At 45.9% G+C, this 22,634-nt stretch carries 20 protein-coding genes; 5 read left to right on the top strand and 15 right to left on the bottom strand.

All coding sequences use genetic code 11. The annotated features are described in order from the left end of the window. The 9 genes from Q0E19_RS01420 to Q0E19_RS01380 form a co-directional block, all read right to left on the bottom strand. The gene (locus Q0E19_RS01420; RefSeq protein ID WP_294406465.1) at positions 1-1,056 is read right to left on the bottom strand and encodes a nitrogenase component 1; all 1,056 of its coding nucleotides are present in this window, start codon (positions 1,054-1,056) and stop codon (positions 1-3) included. After that, positions 1,053-2,360 carry a nitrogenase component 1 gene (locus tag Q0E19_RS01415; protein WP_294406464.1) on the bottom strand — a complete coding sequence of 436 codons (1,308 nt, stop codon included), beginning with the start codon at positions 2,358-2,360 and terminating at the stop codon, positions 1,053-1,055. Before Q0E19_RS01415 ends, Q0E19_RS01420 begins: the two co-directional genes overlap by 4 nt. Before the next feature lie 18 nt (positions 2,361-2,378). Next, the gene (locus Q0E19_RS01410) at positions 2,379-3,158 is read right to left on the bottom strand and encodes a nitrogenase iron protein NifH (protein ID WP_294406463.1); all 780 of its coding nucleotides are present in this window, start codon (positions 3,156-3,158) and stop codon (positions 2,379-2,381) included. Between the two features lie 24 nt (positions 3,159-3,182). Next, positions 3,183-4,328: a nitrogenase component 1 gene (locus Q0E19_RS01405; protein WP_294406462.1), complete on the bottom strand. Its 1,146-nt coding sequence runs from the start codon at positions 4,326-4,328 to the stop codon at positions 3,183-3,185. 31 nt (positions 4,329-4,359) lie between these two features. After that, positions 4,360-5,679: a nitrogenase component 1 gene (locus Q0E19_RS01400; RefSeq protein ID WP_294406461.1), complete on the bottom strand. Its 1,320-nt coding sequence runs from the start codon at positions 5,677-5,679 to the stop codon at positions 4,360-4,362. A 21-nt stretch (positions 5,680-5,700) separates the two neighbouring features. Then, complete coding sequence (locus tag Q0E19_RS01395; RefSeq protein ID WP_294406460.1) at positions 5,701-6,456, bottom strand: nitrogenase iron protein NifH; 756 nt, start codon at positions 6,454-6,456, stop codon at positions 5,701-5,703. After that, positions 6,453-7,502, bottom strand: coding sequence for a [FeFe] hydrogenase H-cluster radical SAM maturase HydE (hydE, locus tag Q0E19_RS01390; protein ID WP_294406459.1), 1,050 nt, complete (start codon positions 7,500-7,502; stop codon positions 6,453-6,455). Before hydE ends, Q0E19_RS01395 begins: the two co-directional genes overlap by 4 nt. A gap of 11 nt (positions 7,503-7,513) precedes the next feature. Further along, entirely contained in the window at positions 7,514-8,719 is a 1,206-nt protein-coding gene (gene hydF / locus Q0E19_RS01385; RefSeq protein ID WP_294406458.1) for a [FeFe] hydrogenase H-cluster maturation GTPase HydF, read from the bottom strand. A gap of 267 nt (positions 8,720-8,986) precedes the next feature. Then, complete coding sequence (locus Q0E19_RS01380) at positions 8,987-9,232, bottom strand: TM1266 family iron-only hydrogenase system putative regulator (protein ID WP_294406457.1); 246 nt, start codon at positions 9,230-9,232, stop codon at positions 8,987-8,989. A gap of 244 nt (positions 9,233-9,476) precedes the next feature. On the opposite strand from Q0E19_RS01380, the gene Q0E19_RS01375 reads away from it, so the two are divergent. The 5 genes from Q0E19_RS01375 (at position 9,477) to Q0E19_RS01355 (ending at position 15,170) form a co-directional block, all read left to right on the top strand. Beyond that, the gene (locus Q0E19_RS01375; protein ID WP_294406456.1) at positions 9,477-12,245 is read left to right on the top strand and encodes an ATP-binding protein; all 2,769 of its coding nucleotides are present in this window, start codon (positions 9,477-9,479) and stop codon (positions 12,243-12,245) included. Positions 12,246-12,365: 120 nt separating this feature from the next. Further along, the gene (gene serC / locus Q0E19_RS01370) at positions 12,366-13,448 is read left to right on the top strand and encodes a 3-phosphoserine/phosphohydroxythreonine transaminase (protein WP_294406455.1); all 1,083 of its coding nucleotides are present in this window, start codon (positions 12,366-12,368) and stop codon (positions 13,446-13,448) included. 12 nt (positions 13,449-13,460) lie between these two features. After that, positions 13,461-13,595 (top strand): hypothetical protein, encoded by a 135-nt coding sequence (locus Q0E19_RS01365; RefSeq protein WP_294406454.1) that lies wholly within the window; start codon positions 13,461-13,463, stop codon positions 13,593-13,595. 27 nt (positions 13,596-13,622) lie between these two features. Beyond that, positions 13,623-14,774: a 3-phosphoglycerate dehydrogenase family protein gene (locus Q0E19_RS01360; RefSeq protein WP_294406453.1), complete on the top strand. Its 1,152-nt coding sequence runs from the start codon at positions 13,623-13,625 to the stop codon at positions 14,772-14,774. 102 nt (positions 14,775-14,876) lie between these two features. After that, positions 14,877-15,170: a hypothetical protein gene (locus Q0E19_RS01355; RefSeq protein ID WP_294406451.1), complete on the top strand. Its 294-nt coding sequence runs from the start codon at positions 14,877-14,879 to the stop codon at positions 15,168-15,170. Positions 15,171-16,010: 840 nt separating this feature from the next. Here the strand turns inward: Q0E19_RS01355 and Q0E19_RS01350 are convergent. The 6 genes from Q0E19_RS01350 to tsaD form a co-directional block, all read right to left on the bottom strand. Beyond that, positions 16,011-16,523, bottom strand: a complete 513-nt coding sequence (locus tag Q0E19_RS01350) for a chemotaxis protein CheW (protein ID WP_294406448.1) — start codon at positions 16,521-16,523, stop codon at positions 16,011-16,013. Further along, complete coding sequence (locus tag Q0E19_RS01345) at positions 16,520-17,512, bottom strand: CheB methylesterase domain-containing protein (protein WP_294406446.1); 993 nt, start codon at positions 17,510-17,512, stop codon at positions 16,520-16,522. The genes Q0E19_RS01350 and Q0E19_RS01345 overlap by 4 nt, the downstream gene beginning before the upstream one ends. Further along, positions 17,509-18,333 (bottom strand): protein-glutamate O-methyltransferase CheR, encoded by an 825-nt coding sequence (locus Q0E19_RS01340; RefSeq protein ID WP_294406444.1) that lies wholly within the window; start codon positions 18,331-18,333, stop codon positions 17,509-17,511. Before Q0E19_RS01340 ends, Q0E19_RS01345 begins: the two co-directional genes overlap by 4 nt. A gap of 43 nt (positions 18,334-18,376) precedes the next feature. Further along, positions 18,377-20,935 carry a DNA polymerase I gene (polA, locus tag Q0E19_RS01335; protein WP_294406442.1) on the bottom strand — a complete coding sequence of 853 codons (2,559 nt, stop codon included), beginning with the start codon at positions 20,933-20,935 and terminating at the stop codon, positions 18,377-18,379. After that, complete coding sequence (locus tag Q0E19_RS01330) at positions 20,932-21,336, bottom strand: transposase (RefSeq protein ID WP_294406440.1); 405 nt, start codon at positions 21,334-21,336, stop codon at positions 20,932-20,934. The genes polA and Q0E19_RS01330 overlap by 4 nt, the downstream gene beginning before the upstream one ends. Positions 21,337-21,606: 270 nt before the next feature. Continuing rightward, positions 21,607-22,623, bottom strand: a complete 1,017-nt coding sequence (gene tsaD / locus Q0E19_RS01325; protein WP_294406438.1) for a tRNA (adenosine(37)-N6)-threonylcarbamoyltransferase complex transferase subunit TsaD — start codon at positions 22,621-22,623, stop codon at positions 21,607-21,609. Between the last annotated feature and the right edge of the window lie 11 nt (positions 22,624-22,634).

Raw genomic sequence — 22,634 nt, 5'->3', positions numbered from 1 at the left:
TTACAGGCGGTCATAAAGTCTTCCCGAAAGGGCGAAGTGGGGGAAATCCACGAACTCGCCCTCAAAGCCTTTCAGCACACGCTTACAGGCTTTATCGGCTATGACCACATCATAATTTTCGGCTTTAACTTTTTCGGCAAGGTCGGTTTCGTCCTTTATATGAAAATCATTTGTCTGAGAGAACTTATCTTCAAAGGCGAACCAGCCTGCACAGCTAACTTTACAGTTACAGTTTGTTTCAAGTATCCTTTCACGGAGGGCATTTGCGGCAAACTGCTGGTGGATAATGAGTACTTTTTTTGCTTTATCAACGGCTGTCTGCGCCGCTTTTACCACGCTTTCGGGGAGGCAGGGGAAAGCTGTTTCGTATGGGATACCGAAACGCTCCTTTAGATACTCTGCGGCGGCAATGCCTGAGGGGGATATGACAATATTCTTTTCGCACTCCCCTGCTCTTTTAACAGCCTCGATATCGCTGCCCATTCCAAAGCACACAGCCTCGCCGCCGTTTTTTTCAACTGCGGCTTTTAGTCTGTCGGCGGAGGTTTCGGAGAGATTAAGCGGTGTTGCGCCGATAACTCCGATCTTACCCTGCTTTTTTTCACAGCCGTCAAGGCAGAAAGTCTTGAAAAGCTGGAGATAAGTCTTTTTTTCGCCCTCGTCATACAGCTTTGTGCCGTCGGTGTCGATACAGATGCAAGGCAGGTCGGTCTTGCGCTCGGTCATTCTTTTTAAGGCTCTGTAATCCGTTGCTATGACGGCAGGGACTGGAGTGCCGATAATGGCGCAGAACTGAGCTTTAACGGCTTTTGCGGCTTTGGAGAGTTTTTCCACAAGCTTATCATCTCTGCCGAGGACGGCATCCATATCACGAAGTCCTGCGCTGAAGAGGGCGCTTTTTCTGTTCTCCCAGCGAGGTTCGTCAAAGCCGCAGATATTTCCTGTACAGCCGCCTGCGTCGCAGACGACGATAATTCCCCCAAGCTCGAAAAGCACACCGCTTGCGCCTGAATCGTCCGGAGCGGGAGGAGTCATATATTTCAAAAGCTTTTTCATTCTGATAAACGCTCCTTTCCCTGAGAAGATCTCGTCAATGCGCTGTCGAGTTGTTCAAAGAGGGACACTATGCCCTGATAGCCGAAAGGCTGAGTTTCCTCATTGAAATGTATGCCTGCGATATCGGGGTGATAGTACACTGCGTCACTGCCTATGGCGGCATCTGTTTTTTCTGTATTTTCGTAATAGAGCATGGTAGGCGAAAGGTTTGAATATATCCTCGTCTGAGGGGAAAGCTGTGCAAGCTTTTTAACGAAAACGAAATTGCGCTGGGTGACTGTGCCGTATATTTCGGACACTTTAAAGCCGAATCTTGTAAGCGCAAGGGAAAGTTCAAAGCTGTCTGCGTTAAGGCATTCGCCAACGGCAAAGGTGAGTTCGCCGTATTTTTCCCTAAAATCAGCAACGGCTTTTTCAGCCTGTGCGAGATATTCACTGTCGTCAAGGACAACGCCTATCGCCTGCGCAAAAAGCATATACTGGTTATGTATTTTGTCCGGCTGATACATTCTCACAAGCTCGATACTTGGTATGCCGTACTCTTTTTCCATTTTCTGCGCCGCATATCTTGCTTCTGCATTTAAGACAAGGTTGAAATTCGCTCTTGAAAGCTTTTTATACTCGTCAAAGGTCTTACAGCGTGACAATTCTCTTACCTGTTTTATGCCTGCTGAGCGGAGCAGAGGATAGAGTTCGCTTTTATCGTCGATGGGTGAGAAAAAGCCTAGTATATTGCACTCGTCGGCGGCACGTTTCTGCGGTTCGAGGAGAGAATAGACCGACCACCTTACTGCCGCCATAGGGGGAAGGCGCTTTTCCCTTGTGAGGGCATACATATAGCACGGTGCGCAGGGAACGTTTGCGGTATCGGAACATTTTCTGCACACTCTTTCCATATCCGTGCCGAGGAGAGCGTCAACGCAGGTTATGCATATCATCACCACGGAGGGGGTATAGTCAAGCTCGTCAACTATCTCCTTTACCGCCTGTGGTATTTTGGAAAGATGTCTGCCTGTGACGATATCGGTATCGTCAAGGAGGAGATAGAAAAATCTTTCGCTGTACCCCAGTTCGCTGAGCAGGGCGGTATTTCTTCCGCAGCAGCCAGGTGCGACAAGGAGCATAACGGAATTCGGAACGGCAAGTCCTGCTCTTTTCACTCCGAAGCCTTTTGCTCCCGGGGAATTGAATGCCAAGGCGGCAGGAGAGCTGTATATAAGATGTTCGGAAGAGGTAAGCTCTTCGGGGATATCCCCGTTCATAGCCGCAAGGTTCTCGGCGGTGATATAGAATGCTTCGGACATGGTTTTGTTCCTCTCTGATTATTTTTCACTTTTTTCATTTTTATCTTTTTCATCTTCGTCTATGAGTTTTTTTGCAAGCTCCAGAAATCTTTGGGCGGCGACAGAGTCGGGTGCGCCTTCTATTACGGTTTGTCCTTTATCCTCACATCTTATGATATCATCTGATCGGGGGATATCCGCAAGTATCTCTGTTCCTGAGTTTTGGGCAAAGGCTCTGACTTTCTCTTCTTCATTTTCCACATTGCGCCTGTTCATTATAAGTCCACGGACTTTGGCATAGCTTCTGTCCTCAAAGTTTCTTACGGCGCTGCATATATTATTTGCGGCATAGAGAGCCATTTTTTCGCCCGACGTTACTATGATGACTTTATCCGCATAGCCCTCTCTTATAGGTGCGGCAAAACCGCCGCAGACTACGTCGCCGAGGACATCGTAAAGCACCACGTCGGGGGTATATTTTTCAAAAAGCTCCAGTTCTTCAAGCAGGCTGAATGTGGTTATGATACCTCTGCCTGCACAGCCAAGCCCAGGGGTAGGTCCGCCTGTTTCGATACAGAGTATTCCGCCGTAGCCTGTTTTTGATATTTCCTCTATGCTGTCGGGTTCGTCATTTTCTCTGAGGTAGTTCATCACAGGCATAACGGGTGTTCCGCCCAGCAGGTTTATTGTGGAGTCAGCTTTGGGATCACAGCCTATTTGTATGACCTTTTTGCCGAGGCTTGAAAAGGCTGCTGCAAGGTTCGCTGTACAGGTGGATTTTCCTATACCGCCTTTGCCGTAGACCGCTATTTTTATCATATCTTATGCTTTTTCCTTTCCTTTTTAGTCGGCGAAAAGGGCTTTAAGATCGCCGTTTATAAGATCGGGGATATCCTTTGTATAGCATCTTCCCGAAAAAGCCTGATGGGCAAGCTCGATGAATTTATGCTCCCCTGCTATCGGCTTATACATAGGGTCGGCTGCAACGCTCTCTATATCCTCAAATGCCAGTTCATTTTCGATATCCTCTTCGGAGGAAAGCTGTTTATCACAGCCTGTGAGCAGGGCGGTTTCGGTATCGAGCGGGCAGATTATCCTTGTGCAGATATCAGCGTCCATTCTTAGGGCGGCGGCGAGAGAGCCTGCAAAAATACTTTCGCCGATTATCACACAGCCGTCCTCATAGGTCTTTCTTTCTGCGCAGGGGTAGAGGGTAAGCTCATCATTTGCCGCTGACCAGAGATGTTCCATAAGGCGGGCGGAGAATTTTGTTCCTATCGGCACTCCGCAGACATATGGTATGCCGTAGCGTGTTCTCATAAACTCTGCCGCAGGGATACCGCTGTATGAGATAACAAGGTTTGCTCTTGCGGTGGCTGCGTTTGCGATCTCTTCGAGGGAAGAACCCATTCCGAAGCAGGAGATGATATCAAAGCCGCTGTCGGAAACTTTGGCTTTTATTCTGTCCATTGTGCCGTCGATAGGGAAATCGAGTGGGGTTGCGCCGAGAATATTTACGGCAAGGCCGTTTGACTTAGGCTTATTTCCAACAAATTTTTCTGCAATGGCTTTGAAAGCTTCACCTGCGCCTGCAAGGTAGGACTTCATTCCGTTGGTATGGAGGGCGAAAGAAGTTATGCCTGTTCTCTGCTGTATCTCTTCTGCAACGGCATCAAAATCCGTGCCTGTCATCATCGGCATAGGCGAGCCGCAGAGGGCGATAAACTTCGGCTTTTCCCTTTCGGCAGCCTCACATATATCGTTTATGAGCTTTTCGTCGTTGCCCATAACAGCGTCCATTTCCGTAAGGGCGGAAATAAATATCATTGACTTTTTATCGAACCAGCGTGGTTCGTCATGGGTGGAATATGTAGAATTGCAGCCTGATGCATCATGGACTATTACCATTCCTCCCAGTTCATAGAGGGCGGAACATACTCCTGCTGTATCGGCAGCATAGCATGGGATTATTTTTGCGTTATTTTTCATTTGATTCTTCCTTTCGTATGGGTCTTGTATTTTACAGACATGAGGGGCAGCCTATTCCCTTATGCTGGATAACTTTTCTTCTGTCTTTTGGGGTTTCGGCGGCATCTGAGATAAGCTCGGCAAGCTTTTTTACGCCTGCGATGCCGTAAAGTCCGCCGTTTGCAACGGTATTGACAAAATGGTCGGTACGGCAATAGAAAGCGGCTTTCTGCCCTATGGCGACTATTTTACTGCATTCGCTTTCATCTGCTGATGTGAAGAGCATTGCCGAACCTGTGACGGAACATATCCTTATATTTGGGAAGTTTTCTTTCAGCCACTCAAAGGACAGTTTATCCTCTTCGGAAATCGAATCGGCGAAAATATATTTAACTTTAAAGCCGTATTTGCAGAGGACTTTCGCAAGCTCGAAAGGTCTTGCAGCGGCGGTAAAATCTATGGCTATCACCCTGCCGCTGAGCTTTTCCGCTGCGGTTTTCATTGTCCTTTCTGCGGCGGAGATATCCTTTGAAAAGTCGGGGATATCTATATCCAAAGTATCACAGAGCAGCTTATAATTTTCTTCAATAGTCTTTACATCAAAGCTTATGGGGAGATAGAGGTGCTTTGCGCCGAAACGGTCGGACAGCCTTTCCCCTGACAGCTTTGCGGCCGGCATACAGGTTATATTTACTGCACTTTCAGCCATTTCAAGATATTCGTCATATGTTCTGCACAAAGTCAGATCCCTTAAAGTAAAGCCATTGGAGCGAATAATTTTCAGCAGTTCTGTATCTTCGTCAAGAGGTCTGTCGCAGCCTATGATATTCACAGATCTTTTATTCAGCGACAGAGGTCTTAATGCGTCATACAGCTGCATACGCATTTTTGCGTCGGGAGAAATGGTTTTCCTCATGGTAGGGGTCATATAGCAGTCTGTGAAATCTATATCGGGGAACTGCGCTCTCAGCTCGCTTAGTATCATTTCAAAATCACAGCCTGCAAAAAGCTGTATACAGCTTATAAAAAGCAGCACCGATCTTGGTCGGCAGGGCAGCTTTTTCAGTATATCTGCTGTGCCGTCTATTATATCCTGCTCCATAGTGCCGTCGAACATATCCTCTTCCTCGACGGCTATCCAGCTCATTCTGTCCATTGCGTTCATTTCGGCTGCGGTCAGGAGAACTCCTCGAAGGCAGCCTTGTGCGCAGGCGAATATCTGATGTGACTGCGGGACTAACATTCCTGTATGGACTATATTCCACACTCCCCTTGCGGGGGGATTATATTCAAGTCCCGCTTTGAATGGTGCAGGGTAAAAAGCTTTTGATATCTCAACGCTCGCAGGCTTTTCATCAAGACGTCTGAGCATTCATCTTCCCCCTTTATTTTTTCATTTGTTCATTTCTTTAAGTATATTTTCCGCAAGCACATTAAACTGTTCTGCGGCTTTGCTTTCGGGGAATGCATTCACAACAACTTCTCCCAGCTCATCACACTTCGCTATATCCTCGCTGCGGTCGATATAGCCTGTTACTGAGGTATTAAAATCCTCCGCAAGCTCTTTTACAGCTTCATCTTCATTTGCCACGTTCCTGCGGTCAAGAATTATGCCGCCGAGAGCAGCATATCCTCTGCCTTTGAAGTTTTCAACAGCCATACAAATATTTGCGGCTGCATAGCGTGACATTTTCTCTCCCGAACAGACAACGAAAACTTTATCTGCATAGCCTTTTCGCATAGGCATGGAAAATCCGCCGCAGACCACATCGCCGAGGACGTCATAGATAACTATATCGGGAGAAAATTTTCCATATGCGCCCTTTTTCTCCAGTGCTTCAAGGGCGGCGATTATACCTCTTCCTGCGCAGCCTAACCCAGGCACAGGACCGCCTGCCTCAACGCATTTTACTCCGCAGCTGCCCTCATAAACTATATCGGAAAGCTCATATGCGTCGCCTTTTTCCCTTATGGTATCAAGGACTGTGGGGATACGCTCCGACTTTCTCAGAAGTGCGGTGGAATCGGCTTTAGGGTCGCAGCCTATCTGCATGACCTTATATCCCATTTTTGAGAACGCAGCAGAAAGGTTTGACGCACAGGTGGATTTTCCTATGCCGCCTTTGCCGTAGATAGCTATTTTTATCATTTATATGTACCTCCGAAATCTCCCCTTGAAACGGATATCTCGTAGCCTATGGATCTCATTCGCATTTCAAGGCAGTTTCTGCACTGGGCGGACTCGTCGCCTGTGCAAATCTTATTATCATAGAGCATATACTTTTTTCTCACCGCAAGCGGGGAAAGGTTCGGCATTATAACGTTCGCTCCTGCGAGAACGCCCTCCTCACGTCCTTTCGGGTTTATCGTACCGAGGGCGGTAGTGGCAGGCAAAAGGACTTCGGGCAGCATTATCCTGCACAGGCTCAGCAGGAATAGTGTAAGCTCATAAGATCCAGACGGCATATCCCTGAAAGGAGTATCCTTATGGGGGATAAACGGACCGAGCCCTATCATATGCGGTCTGAACTCAGAGAGAAACTGCATATCCTCCGCAAGACATTCTGCGGTCTGATATGGCGAGCCTATCATCATTCCTGCGCCTGTCTGAAAGCCGAGGTCTTTAAGATCACGCAGGCATTTCATTCTATGCTCCCATGACATTGAAGATGGGTGAAGCTTTTCGTAGTGGGTTTTATCTGCTGTTTCGTGGCGCAGGAGATATCTGTCTGCTCCTGCGGCTTTGAGTCGGGCATAATCCTCACGCTCCATTTCGCCCATAGACAGGGTAACGGCGCAGTCAGGGAAAAGCTTTTTTATCTCTCTGACGATATCGGCTGTTCTGTCAACGGTGAACCATGCGTCCTCTCCGCTTTGCAGCACAAAGGTACGGAAGCCGTACTCATGACCCCCTTTGCAGCAGCTTATGATCTCTTCCTTTGTGAGCCGATATCTTGAAAGCTCTGCATTTGATCTTCTTATGCCGCAGTAAAGGCAATCGTTCCTGCATATATTTGAAAACTCGACTATACCACGAATGAATATCTTTTTGCCGAAAACGGACTGAGATATTTCCCTTGCCATATCCGCCGCATATTTTCGGTCGGTATCGGAAAAGTCTGATATAAGCCGTTCCCACTCGGTGAGGGAAAGCTGTTTTTGCGCATTAAGTTTATCTATAAGATCTTTGTTCATTAGTTTATCCCTTAAAGCTGATCGTACAGGTAAGGGAATACCTCCAGACTTCTTTTTAGTATGCCATGCATATGGGCGATAGCAGTTCCGTAATTTGTGAAAGGCACGTTCTGATCCTCGGCACATTTCATACGGTACATCATTTCTCTTCCGCCGAGCATACAGCCGCCGCAGTGTATACAGAGGGCGATACCCTCAAGATCTTCGGGGAAATCCCTGCCTGAGGTGGTGCGGATAACGAGGTCTTTTCCTGTATGCTTTTTAAGCCAGTTTGGCAGCTTTACTGTTCCGATATCTCCGCATTGTCTATGGTGTGTACAACCCTCGGATATAAGAACGGTGTCACCGTCTTTCAGCGTATCAATGGCTTTGACGCCTTTTACGGCGGTATCGAGAAAGCCTTTGTACCTTGCCATAAGTATTGAAAATGATGTGAGCTTTATATCGGGCGGGGTATCTGCGTTCACTTTTCCGAAAGCCTGACTGTCGGTTATAACAAGGGCAGGCTTTTTTGAAAGTCCGCTCAGTGCAGTTTTTAGTTCGGTTTCCTTTACCACCAATGGACAGGCAGAGGCTTCGAGGAGATCCCTTATGACCTGCTGCTGAGGCAGGATAAGCCTGCCTTTCGGAGCGGCGGAATCTATGGGGACTACCAGCACGGCAAAATCCCCCTCATTCACAAGGTCGCCTGCAAGCCGTCTTGTATCATCACCCGATGAAGTAAGAGCCGCTATTTTTTCACGCAGGCTGTTGATGCCTGTTTTTTCGGCGGCGGAAATGTATATCTCATTATCGGGAACATTTTCTGTTGGCATTTTTTCAAGTAGATCGCATTTATTTCTTGCGATCATATATGGGATATTTTTCTCTTTAAAGACAGAGATAAGCTGCTCCTCACACTCCCCTTGCGGCTGTGTACAATCCGTCACAAGCACTGCGCAGTCGGCACGGTTAAGCACCTGTTTAGTTTTTTTCACACGCTGTTCGCCAAGCGCACCCTCGTCGTCAAAGCCCGGGGTATCAATTATGACAACAGGTCCCATAGGGAGGATCTCCATTGCTTTCATAACGGGGTCGGTAGTTGTTCCGAGAGTATCGGAAACCACCGCAAGTTCCTGCCCTGTGACAGCGTTCACAACGCTTGATTTTCCTGCATTTCTTCTTCCGAAAAAGCCGATATGCACTCTTTCGGAGGACGGGGTATCGTTAAGTCCCATAGTTTTCGCTCCTTTTCATATTTGATAGTAAAAATGTTGGTCTGATGATATGGTCGGTCTTATGCTGAATGAATATAAAAACTATAAAAACAATAAAAAAGGGGACGCTGCTGTATGCAAGAAGATACAGCTGTCCCCTGAAAATACATTTATGCGTTTTTGCAGTCAATGTACAATGTACAATAGTACAAAGCTATCTATCTTTCACCTCAAATAAAATTTTCGGCGTCAGGAGATCGTTATTATATTTTATTAAGTTTATTATCTTTAAACGGCTGAATAAAGCGTTTTGGCTGTAACGCCGTCAAGTCTGCCTATTTTGCCTGCGAGGGTATTTATCTTATCCTGCGGAGCGTCTATGGCTACGCTTATGATATTTACTCCTTTACTGCGGTAAGGCACACCCATTCGTCCTATTATATAGGCGCTGTAATCGTGCAGAAGAGCATTTATGCTCTCGGCAGAATCGGTATTCTGTGCAATAATGGCAATGACTGCCACCCTTGTTTCCATAGGCTTACTTCCTCCTGATTGATATGATATCACTTTTCCCGAAAAAAGTCAACAAAAAAGGAGGGAAATTATGATATATCACATACGGGCATCAGCATTATATTACGCTTTTCAGGCGATAATTTATATCTCTTTTTACAGAAATTATTATATAATGTATTTTAATAATTGACGAAATTAAAATTATGTGCTATAATTTAACGTAATAAATAAATCATAACATATAGAAACAGGAGTGATATAAATGGCAGCAGGGGAATATAATTTATCCGTACAGATACTCGACACCATACCTATGGGGATATGTGTGTTTACCTACGATCACATCATATACAGATGTATTCACTGCAACTCATATTTTTTCAAGATGTTTTCAAATATCCCTGAGCCGTCATTTGAGGACGGTGCTTTCACTCCATATGACTATATTCACGAGGACGATATCGAAGAATACAAGGAAGTGCTTGAAAAGGCATATCTTACAGGGGAAGAATTCAGCGTAAGAAAGCGTATACTTTCAGAGGGTGGAATATACAAGTGGTACAGCATAAAAGGCTCGGTAACAAAAGAGTCCGACACGCTATGCTGTATGACCACAACATACACGGACATAGACAATCTCGTGAAAACGCAGGATCAGCTGAAGCTGACGGAGCAGATAAAAAACATTGCGCTGGACAGCGAACAGCTTGTTATATGGCGATACGATCCCCAGACAAAGGCAAACTCGATCATTTCGGGAAATTCATTGTTGACGAAAAAGCCTGTTGTGGAAAATGCGCCCGAAAGCAGTATTCAAAACGGATTTGTAAAGAACACAAGCATAGAGGATTACAGGGAACTTTTTGCGGCGGCTGACAGGGGGGAAAGGGTTACAAAGAGGATACTGCTTTTCGACGGTCAGTACAACGCTTTCCGCTGGAAGCAGATAACTTTTATCCCTATGTCGGAGCGTTCGGGGGATTTTTCCTATGCTATCGGCTGTTCAAAGGATATAGACAGGCAGGTAAAGGAAGAGCAGAGATTTAACGAGAAGATATGCTCTGTAACGGCGGCAAATCAGAACACGCTGGGAGTATTCCGTTTTGACCTCACAAAGAACCGCTGTTTTGACGGGTATTCCAGATTCAGTCAAGTACTGAAAATGGCGGAGAAAGGCACTGTTGACGGATATTATGAATATGCCTATGCTGTATCTCCCGACAAGAAGGAGCTTGCGGATTTTAAGAAGGAATTTAACCGTGAGGCACTCATAAAGGCATACGAGGGCGGACGCTCGACCATACAGCGTGAACACAAGGTATATGATCCGAACGGAAAGGTATGCTGGATAAGCTCGGTGGTGGAGCTTGCGAAGAACCCTGTTACGGGAGATATTGAGGGAGTAACATACTCAACGGACATTACAAAGACAAAGACCATGGAGGCTCTGCTGTCGGCAGTAATTGATGTTGACTATGATATGCTATGCGTATTCAATGCTGAAAACGGTATTCTGAGCAGTCTGCATCAGAGCAGCAATTTCAGTCTTACAGATCTGAGCGATGCAAAGAACATTTCGAATATAACGGACAGATATGAAAAGCTGATGAGCGGTTCGGGAGAGAAAGACACTGCAAAGGCGGCGAAGGTCTTATCAAGAGAGGCGATAGTAAAGGAGCTTGCAGAAAAGCCTGTATGCTATGCGGCTTACTCGATAACTGCGCCGGACGGAAAGGAATACAGAAAGTACAATTCATACTGTTATCTTGACGACAGTCATTTTGAGATATGCTGCATACAGCACGACATAACTGAGGTATATCTTGAACAAAAGCAGCGCAGCGAACAGCTGACGGCGGCATTGAAAGAGGCTGAGAGAGCGAATGCGGCAAAGAGCGAATTCCTGTCGAGAATGAGCCACGAGATAAGAACGCCGATGAACGCTGTCATAGGCATAGCGGATTTCGGTGCGGAGGAAAGCACTGAGCCTGCAATAAAGGACTACTTCACGAAGATAAAATCCTCGGCGGACTATCTGCTGGGCATACTCAACGACATACTGGATATGTCGAAGATAGAGAACGGAAAGGTGACGCTTTATCCGAAGCCGTGCAAGCTGGAAGATTTTGCGGAGAGCGTGAACACTATCATTCTTCCGCTTATGCAGAAAAAGAACATTGATTTCAGATTTGAGCTGCATGACATTTACGCTGACACACTCATTATGGACGATATGAGGGTAAAGCAGATATTTATAAATCTTCTTTCAAACTCGGCGAAATTTACTCCCGACAAGGGCAGGGTGGATTTCACAGTATCACAGATGCCAGGCAAGGGCAGCAGGATAAAGACCATATTCACTGTCCGTGACACCGGAATAGGAATGAGCAAGGAATTTATTGAGCATATTTATGAGCCGTTTGTACAGGAGAGGACGGTAGAAACTTCTTCCGTTCAGGGTACGGGGCTTGGTTTGCCTATATCGAAAAATCTTGTGGAGATAATGGGCGGAACGATGTCGATAGAGAGCAAGCTTGGCGAGGGGACAAAGATAACGGCGGAGATAGAGTTTGACTCTGCGGCGGCGGTAGGTGCACAAAATCAGCCTAATGCGGCGGAATTTGATTTTTCGGGCAAGAGGGCGCTTATTATAGAGGATCACTCAATAAACAGGATACTTGCGGTAAAGGTGCTGAAAAAGGCAGGTTTTGAGGCTGACAGCGCCGCAAACGGGTTAGAGGGACTTAAAAAGTTCATGGACTCGGAGGACGGCTATTATGATGTAGTGCTGATGGACATAAGAATGCCTGTTATGGGCGGTCTTGAAGCGGTGAGAAAGATAAGGGCGCTGAACAGAGCGGACGCAAAAAAGGTCATTATACTCGCCATGAGCGCAAACGCTTACCCTGAGGATATACAGAACTCACTTGACGCAGGAATGAACGGACACGTTGCAAAACCTATCATACCAGCTCTTCTTCTTTCGGAGATAGAGAGGAATATTGAGTCGGCTGACGCTGAGAAGCCGTGATGATATGCCGTTTTGTACATAAGGTATGAAGAATTTTTTTGATATTGCGCTTGACTTTTAATATGAAAAGTAATATAATTAGATTATCAATTTTAATAATTTATTTGGAGGGTATTAAAAATGGGTAGAGTTTATAACTTCAGCGCAGGTCCTGCGGTACTTCCTGAGGAAGTTCTCAAAGAGGCTGCTGACGAAATGCTTGACTACAAAGGCACAGGAATGAGCGTAATGGAGATGAGCCACCGTTCCAAAGCTTTTGACAACATTATAAAAGAGGCTGAGGCTGATATCAGAGAGCTTATGAATATCCCTGACAACTACAAGGTACTTTTCCTTCAGGGCGGAGCTTCTCAGCAGTTCGCAGCTGTTCCTATGAACCTTATGAAGAACAAGAAGGCTGCTTACATAATCACAGGTCAGTGGGCAAAGAAGGCTTATCAGGAGGCTCAGAAGTACGGTGACGCTGTTGCTGTTGCTTCATCAGCTGACAAGACTTTCTCTTACATTCCTGACTGTTCAGACCTCGACATCCCTGAGGACGCAGACTATGTTTACATCTGCGAGAACAACACTATTTACGGCACAAAGTTCAAGACTCTTCCTAACACAAAGGGTCACACTCTGGTAGCTGACGTTTCATCATGCTTCCTTTCTGAACCTGTTGACGTTACAAAGTACGGTGTTATTTACGGCGGTGTACAGAAGAACGTTGGTCCTGCCGGCGTTGTTATCGCTATCATCAGAGAAGATCTCATCACAGATGATGTTCTCGAAGGCACACCGACAATGCTCAAGTGGAAGACACAGGCTGACGCAGATTCTCTTTACAATACGCCTCCATGCTATGGCATATACATCTGCGGCAAGGTATTCAAGTGGATAAAGAAGATGGGCGGTCTTGAGGCTATGAAGGCTCACAACGAGAAGAAGGCTAAGATCCTTTATGATTTCCTGGATCAGAGCAAGCTTTTCAAGGGCACAGTAGTTCCTGAGGACAGATCCCTTATGAACGTTCCTTTCGTTACAGGCGATGAGGAGCTTGACAAGAAGTTCGTTGCAGAGGCTAAGGCAGCAGGCTTTGAGAACCTCAAGGGCCACAGAACTGTCGGCGGTATGAGAGCTTCTATTTACAATGCTATGCCTATCGAGGGCGTTGAAAAGCTTGTTGAATTTATGAAGAAGTTCGAGGCTGAAAACGCATAAAGCATTACTGATATGAAACTTGATTTTCAGCTCAGTGAAGAATATAAGGATAAGATAAGGCGGCGGAACAGGTTCCGTCTGAAAGCTGCCGCTGTATTTCTTGTTCTTGCAGTCATCGGCTGTGTGGTCGTAAGGATCATAAGCTGATGATAATAACAGAAAGAGGTAATTTCAATGTATAATATTCTTACTCTTAATAAGATCGCCGCAGTAGGAACAGATAAGTTCGACAAGGCGGCATATACAGTAAGCGATAATACTGCTGAGCCTACCGCTATCATGGTTCGTTCGGCAAAGATGCACGACATGGAGATGCCTGAGAGCCTTCTTGCTATTGCAAGAGCAGGCGCAGGTGTAAACAACATTCCTGTTGACAAGTGTGCTGAGCAGGGCATCGTTGTTTTCAACACTCCAGGTGCAAACGCTAACGCAGTTAAGGAGCTTGCTATCTGCGCACTTCTTCTTTCATCAAGAAAGATCACAGAGGCTGCTGCATGGGCTGCTTCACTCAAGGGTACACCTGACGCTCCTAAGACAGTAGAGGGCGGCAAGTCAAAGTTCGCAGGTCCTGAGATCTACGGAAAGACACTTGGTATCATTGGTCTTGGTGCTATTGGCGGAAAGATCGCAAACGCAGCAGTTGCACTTGGCATGAAGGTTATCGGATACGATCCATATCTTTCAGTAAACGCAGCACTTAAGCTTGACTCTTCCGTTAAGGTCGCAGCTGACATCAATGACATTTACAAGAACAGCGATTACATTTCAATACATATGCCATACACACCTGCAACAAAGAACACTATTGATGCAGAGCAGATTGCAATGATGAAGGACGGCGTTCGTCTTATCAATCTTGCAAGAGGCGAGCTTATCAACAGTGAGGCAGTTGTAAAGGCAATAAAGGACGGCAAGGTAGCGAAGTATGTAACTGACTTTGCAGATGACGTTGTACTTGGTGAAGAGAACATAATCGTTCTTCCACACCTTGGCGCATCTACACCTGAGTCAGAGGACAACTGCGCAGTAATGGCAGCTGACGAGCTTATGGATTACATTGAGAGAGGTACGATTAGAAATTCTGTAAACTTCCCAAATGCAGAGCTTGCAAAGACAGGCGACGCACTTGTATGCGTACTTCACAAGAACGTACCTGCACTTCTTGCACAGATCACATCAGCAGTAGGCAGCAAGGGTGCAAACATTGAGAACCTTGTAAACAAGTCAAAGAAAGACTGGGCTTACACAATGCTTGATGTAAACGGCGAAGTTGACGCTGAGGCTATAAAGGCTGTTGACGGCGTTGTAGGCGTTCGTGTACTTTAATTTCAAGAATAAAAATTATGCAGCAAAGGGGCTGTCTTTTCACAGGGGTGTGTCAAGGCAGTCCCTTTTTGGCAGCATACAACAGAAAGGAATGTTCAGACGATGGGGAAGGTATTAGCGGCTTTATTATTCATAGGCGGACCGATGGCGATAATGCAGGTACTTTACCGAATAGTTGACAGAAAGGGAGTAAAGACTGCAAAGCTTGTAGAGAAATTCCCGATACTAAAGCGCAGGAAATTCATAATACAGATACTTATACCGATGCTGTTTATAGTATTATTCGGTATTATTTCTGTACTATGCAACATTCCGTTATACGCATTCTTTATAGTATGCGGAGCATTTGTGGGCATAATAAACGGCTTAGCAGTAACCATAATGTATAATTCCTAAGTGTCCTCGCCGGACGGGCGTCCTCGGGCGGACGGCTCGGTTCGGGACGCTCGGTCCTCACCGGACGGGGTAATTCGCTACGCTCGACAAGCTCGCTGTCTGTTGTGGGAACTTTTCATTTTGCGCTCGGAAGAAACGGAGTGCTGTCTTTTACTGAAACAGGGTTTGATAAGGTCTTGTATTGGTTCTTTTAGGTTTGATAGGTCTTATCTCGGCTTTAAAAGTTTGCACACAAACTATAAACACCCAACAAAGAAAAAACAATCACAAACCCTCAAACGCACAAGGCAAAGCGGTCGATCAAGCCCGCCGCTAGAGGGCTTGCAGGGGTAAAATTCTTACTCGACAAGCTTGTAAGAATTAAAAGGGGGCAGCGCCCCTTTGTCGCTCCCTCAGGAGCGAAATCCCCATCGGAGGAGCTCTGCATAGGGTGAATTTGAAAATAGTCCAGCGGACTGTTTTCAAAGAGGGGCATGCCCTGCGATAGAGTGCTGCCCCTTACTTGCCTACCGCACAAACTCCCCCGCAAGGGCTTGCCCCTTGCGCTGTCCTCGGTCGGGTCTTCCCAGACGGGGTAATTCGGGACGCTCGACAAGCTCGCTGTCTACTGTCGGGGCTGTTACTTTGCGCTCGGAAGAAACCGATATATAGATTTTACTTAAACCTACTTTGATTAGGTTTTATGTGGATTTACAAAATTTGCGTAGGGGCGACCTTTGGTCGCCAGTATTTCCTAACTAAAATCTGCATTGTGGCGGATTTTGGTTAGCTGTTTTTTACTTCTTATTTGCATTTTATCAGAAAGAGCCGCATTTTCTGCGGCTCTTTGTTGATATATTATCATTTTTCCTGCTGGCTTGCACTGGCTATAACGGACTCGTCGTCTTTTTTGATAACAAGTTCGGGTTTGATTATATAGCAGGGTTCTCCGTCAAGGAGGAACTCTCCGCTTATAAATCTTGCGTTGACCTGCTCATTTATATCGGGGGCAGGCTGGATATTGCTGCTGTCTATCTCTCTGAAACCTGAGATACTGTCGCAGAGAAGTCCGATATTTTTTTCACCGTCGCAGACGATTATACAATCCCTGTCGGAAAAATCCTTTACTGCATAGCCGAAACGCTTACGCAGATTTATTACGGTTATGACCGTTCCGTCATAGACTACTGTACCCTCTGCATAGTCGGGAAAATCGGGGATCTTTTCGGCTTTCTGAGATGGGATAATAACTTTGACGTCCGTAAAATTTATCGAGAACGTTCTTCCGTCGGCGGAAAATATCAGATACTTATTTTCTGCGCTTTCGGCACTTTTTTCATCTATTTTATCTTTTTTATCTTTTTCTTCGCTCATAAACGTTTCTCCTTTATTTTCAAATATACGTTGATCTTATCCCCGATCTCTTCAAGAGGACATCGTATGTTCACTGCGCCAAGTTCATATGCGGCTTTCGGCATACCATAGACCACGGAAGAACTTTCGTCCTGTGCTATATTGTATGCACCCATTTTTTTCATATTGAGCATACCGTCTGCGCCGTCCCTGCCCATTCCTGTTAAGATCACTCCTACTGCATTTGACTTTGCGGCATAGGCTACCGAATCGAAAAGCACATTTACTGAGGGGCAATGGCCGCCTACTCTTACGCCGCTCTCGCTTGTGATGAAATAGCCTTTTTTATCACGGAACACACGGAGATGTTTTGCGCCTGCGGCGATTATGACCTGTCCCTGACTGACATACATTCCGCTTTTCGCTTCGCAGACGTTAAGGTCAAGGGAAGAATCTAGCTGTTTTGCATATATGCCTGTATAGCCTTCGGGCATATGCAGGACGCACACTACGGGAGGACAGTCGGGTTTAAGGCGCTTTAATATTTCGGGGAGGGCATTTGTGCTGCCTGTTGAGCCGCCTATAGCTATTATCCCTGAGCTGCCTGCAAGGACGTGTATTTTATTTTCTTTTACTGCACTTGCGGCACTTTGTATACTTCCTGCAAGGCGGCTCATAAACTTTCCGCCGTTTTCGTCTGTATTGCGGTGAAATCTTATTACGTCTACTGCGCCTGCGCTTATCATAGCGTACCGCAAGTTGAGCTGTTCGGTGACCACGATTATCGGGACGGCATATTTCGGGGCAAGCTTTACGATATAATCCGCCATATCAATGCTGACATCAGCGTCTGCATTGAGTATTACAAGTTCAGGCTGAAAGGCTATAAGACTTTTTCTGCCGTTTTCGGGTTTTGCGGAAAGTATCTCGCATTTTATGTTTATATGGGAAGCTGCGCCTTTCACAAAGTCGGTCAGCACATTGCTGTCGGTGATAACAAGTATTTTCATATACCCGACTCACCTCCCGATTTTCTGTAAACGGCAGGCTGTTCCTTTATGTAAGGCATATCATCGGGCGGGCATTCCGCTGCGCCGATATAGAGATAGCCGCCGTCCTCGGTGGCATTATAAAAACGTTTACAGAGTTCGGATTTTGTTTTATCGTCAAAGTATATCATAACGTTTCGGCACATTATGAGGTCGAACTGCTTTTTAAAAGTTATGGGCTCCATAAGGTTATGATATTTGAAGATAACATTGCTGCGTATCCTTTCGCAGACCTGATAAAGACCGTTATTCATCTTTACAAAATACTTTGCCCGCCAGCTTTCGGGCATATTCTCCAATGACGCCTCGGTAAAGACGCCTTTGGAGGCTGCACGGAGGGCATTAAGGGAGATATCCGTTGCAAGTATTTTCAGATCCCATGCTGTCCGTCTGAAACCGAAATACTCATCAAGGCACATTGCCAGATTATAAGGCTCGTTTCCGAACGAACAGCCTGCCGACCAGATACGCAGGTCATGATCCTTGCACGTCTGCTCCGCCTGCGGCAGGAAAACGTTCATAAAATGCTTGAAATGCTCAGGCTCACGCATAAAATATGTGAAATTTGTCGTAAGCTTATTGATAAGGTTTGCGATCTCCCCTCCCGAAGTATCGCTGTAAACAACGGACAGATAGTCGGAAAAATCTCTGAAACCGCAGTCGTCAACATAGTTGCTCAGCCTTGACTGGACCATGGCTTTTCTGCCCTCAAGATCTATACCGAATTTCTTTTTTATAAAACCCACAAGCTGCATGAAATCAGCGTCGGAAATTTCCTGCAAGGTTATCCCTCCCTCATAATTTTACCGTGTATCTTTATGCAAATTACCCCTTTGCCTGATACCAGCTTTCGCCTCTGCCAACGTCCACGGTAAGAGGAACGCTGAGCTTTACGGCATTTTCCATTTCATTTTTCAGTATCTCAGCCGCTTTATCTGCGTCCTTTTCAGATACCTCCACGATAAGTTCATCGTGTACCTGAAGGATAAGTCTTGCGTCAAGATCCTCTTCCTTTAATTTGCTGTACACTTTGACCATTGCTATTTTGATTATATCTGCGGCTGCGCCCTGTATTGGGGCATTCATTGCTGCTCTTTTACCGAAAGCCTGAAGAACTTTATTTGCGGCGGACAGTTCGGGGATATATCTTCTTCTGCCGAAGATAGTTTTTACATAGCCGTTCTTTATGCCGTCCTCGACGGTCTTATCCATAAACTCGGAAACTTTCGGGAAGTTGTCAAGATAGTTCTTTATATATCTTTTAGCCTCGGCAACGGTAACACCGATATCCTTTGACAGGGAGAACGCACCTATGCCGTAGATGATACCGAAGTTTACCGCCTTTGCGGCTGATCTCATTTCAGGCATAACGAAATCTTCAGGGATATCAAAGACCTGTGATGCGGTCATGGTATGGATATCCTTTCCCTCTGCAAAGGTCGCCTGCATATTTTCATCACCGCAGACAGCGGCAAGGACACGCAGTTCGATCTGACTGTAATCGGCATCGAGAAGAACGCAGCCTTCCCTGCTGACAAAGAACTTACGCATATTTCTGCCTATCTCCTTACGGACGGGGATATTCTGCATATTCGGTTCGGTGGAGGAGATACGGCCTGTTCTCGTTTCGGTCTGCTTGAAAACGGAATGAACTCTTCCATCGCTGCGGACGGATCTCAAAAGTCCGTCAACGTATGTTGAATTAAGCTTTGTGAGTGTTCTGTATTCAAGGATAAGCGGGATAATGGGGTGCTTATCGGAAAGAGATTCAAGCACCTCTGCATTGGTGGAATATCCCGATTTAGTTTTCTTTTTGGCCGGAAGTCCAAGCTTTTCAAAAAGCACCTCGCCAAGCTGTTTTGTGGAGGCGATATTGAACTCGCCGCCAGCGTAGGCATAGATATCGTTGGTCAGCTCGGTTATTTTTTCTTTCAATCCCTCGCCGAAAGCCTTTATTCCGTCCGTATCGGCTTTTACTCCGTAATGCTCCATAGACGCAAGTACTTCGCAGAGTGGAAGCTCCACGTCATTATAGAGGCTGAGCATTTCGGTCTGTTCAAGCTGCATTTTCAGATTTTCGGACAGGGCAGTAATTGAAGATATATCGGCATAATCGCCCATATCCGAACGATAGAGGACTTTATATGACAGGCAGAGATTTTCAACTGTATACTCGCTTGCCTGTGAATTGAGCAGATAGCCTGCAAGGTCGCAGGCGAAGATCAGTCCGTTAAGTCTGCTATCGTTATCAAAGGCGAACCTATGGGCAGTTTTTCCCTCAAAGGTCAGCTTTTTGCAGGCTGAGGCGAAAAAGGCAAGTATTATATCCTTATCCGAACAGGTGAAAATCTTGTCGCCGCAGAACACCTCCAGCTTTTCGCCGTCAAAGATAAAAGCTGCTGTTTTATCCTCTCCGAAAGCCGCATTATCGGCAGTCAGTTCAGTCACCTCATACTTAGGCAGGTCTTTCAGTTTCAGCTTGCTTTCGCTTTCGTTTGCACTGCTTTCGGTTGTGTCTGAGGATTTTCCTGTCAGACCGAGCCTGTCCATAAGTCTGAGCATTTCAAGGTCGGCAAGGAGCTGTTTTGCTGTCTCTGTATCCATATCGGCGAGCTTATAATACTCTGTATTTTTCTCAACAGGTGCTTCAAGGCAGATCTCTGCAAGGAAGTGGCTGTCAAGAGCGTCCTGTTTGCCGCCCTCAAGTTTTTTTCTCACCGACGGGGTAAGCTTTATCTCATCAAGCATTTCATACAGCTTATCCACAGAGCCTGTCTGCTGGATAAGGGAAAGGGCTGTTTTCTCACCTATTCCCTTTACGCCAGAGATATTATCAGAGGTATCGCCCATAAGCGCTTTTACCTCGATCATCTGACGTGGGGAAACACCGTACTCGGTCATTATCCTGTCGGGGGTATATATTTTTGTTTCCTTTGTGCCTGCAAGGCGGACGGTGGTATGCTCGGAAACAAGCTGAAAGCTGTCCCTGTCACCTGTCAGTATAACGCAGTCATTGCCCGAATCTGCGGCGGCTTTGGAAAGCGTACCGAGGATATCGTCAGCCTCGTAGCCCTCACACTCGACAATTTTTATGCCAAGGACAGTAAGGAGCTTTTTGATGATAGGCATCTGCTGTGCAAGCTCCTCAGGCATACCCTTTCGGTTTGCTTTATAGGCTGCGTTGGCTTTATGCCGGAAAGTCGGCGCACGGAGATCGAACGCCACAGCAACGCAGTCAGGCTTTACCTCTTCCTTTTCTTTAAGATAAATATTCATAAAGCCTGTTATGGCATTGGTGAAAACTCCTTTAGAGTTTGTCAGCACCTTTATGCCGTAAAAAGCTCTGTTCATTATGCTGTTGCCGTCTATTGCAAGCAGTTTCATTTTTGCACCTCTTTATCGTAATAACAATCCTGTTCCCATTTTTCAGGATTTTCATATATATATTTTATTATCATAAGATATTCTTTTTCACTTCTGATAATATGATCATAAAATGATTTTTGCCATATGTGGAAACCAACCTTTTTTGTTACCGCACCTTTGAATTGCTGAACTATCCTCGATATGGTAGGGGCGACCTTTGGTCGCCAGTTTTCTGAAAAACAACTCCCGCTTATATTTTTATCCAGCTTTATTATAATGTGTATATGGTTCGGCATTATAACATATTTATCTACTGCAACACACCCATCATATATGCTGTCAATATGGTTTATCTCATTTTCAACTATTTTTCCATACTCACTCAGTACTCTCTCCTGCGATCTATAATCACAAGGCATACGATATTCCTCAGATGATTTTCCGCACAACAGACCTATGTCGGCTTGTGGCTTCCAAAATACTTGCGCTTGATACTGTGTACAGATAGTTATAAAATACAAGCCGTTTTGCGAATAATCATAATTCTGCAACCGAATTTGCTTGCGCTTAGGTAATTCCATAATTATCACCTGCGAATATTGATACGTTTTTTCCAGTACATAAACATTACAGGCTTAATGCCTTGAAACACGGGCGACCACAGGTCGCCCCTACAAAGTCAGCCGTCTTTACTCAGATATCTTATCCAGCGACAGGGTGGCTATGCCGTTAAGGCTTTCGTCTGCACGTTTTCCTGCGATATAGTCATAATATCCCTGACAGGCTATCATTGCGCCGTTATCTCCGCAGTATTTAAGTTCGGGCATATACAGCTTATATCCACGCTTTTCACATTCCTGCGAAAGCTTTGCTCTTACTCCTGAATTGGCGGAAACTCCTCCTGCGAGAGCTATGGTAGTATAACCGAGATCCTCTGCGGCAAGCATTGTTTTTTCCGTGAGGATATCTGCGACAGTTTTCTGAAAGCTTGCTGCCATATCCTCTCTGCATATCTCTTCGCCCTTTTGCTGTGCGTTATGAACTGTATTTATAACGGCTGTTTTAAGTCCCGAAAAGCTGAAATCATACTTGCTGCCCTGAACCTTTGGCTTAGGCAGTTTGAATGCGTTCGGATCGCCTGTTTTTGCGGCATTGTCTATGAACTTTCCGCCCGGATACTCATAGCCGAGGGTTCTTGCAGCCTTGTCAAAGCACTCGCCTGCTGCGTCGTCCCTTGTTCTGCCCACTACATGATAGTGAGTATAGTCCTTTACCTCAACTATGTGGGAATGTCCTCCCGACGCAACAAGGCAGAGATAAGGCGGTTCAAGGTCGGGGTGAGAGATGTAGTTTGAGGCTATATGCCCTGCAATATGATGAACAGGGACAAGGGGCTTTTTTGCACTCATGGCAAGTCCCTTTGCAAAGCTTACGCCCACAAGCAGCGCTCCTATAAGTCCAGGCGCATAGGTTACGGCTATGGCCTCGATATCGTCAAGGGTACAGTTTGCCTCTTCAAGAGCGGCATTCGCCACCCAAAGTATATTTTCCGCATGGCGGCGTGAGGCTATCTCAGGCACTACTCCACCGTAAAGCCTATGCTCGTCTATCTGACTTGCAACTATATTTGAAAGCACTGTCTTTCCGTCCTCAACAACGGAACAAGCAGTTTCGTCGCAGGAACTTTCTATTCCTAATATCTTCATTTTAATTCCTC

The organism is uncultured Ruminococcus sp. (assembly GCF_934476685.1).
Taxonomy (GTDB): Bacteria; Bacillota; Clostridia; order Oscillospirales; family Ruminococcaceae; genus Hominimerdicola.
Note: the sequence above shows the minus strand (reverse complement) of the source record. Positions and strands in the feature narration are given on the sequence as shown.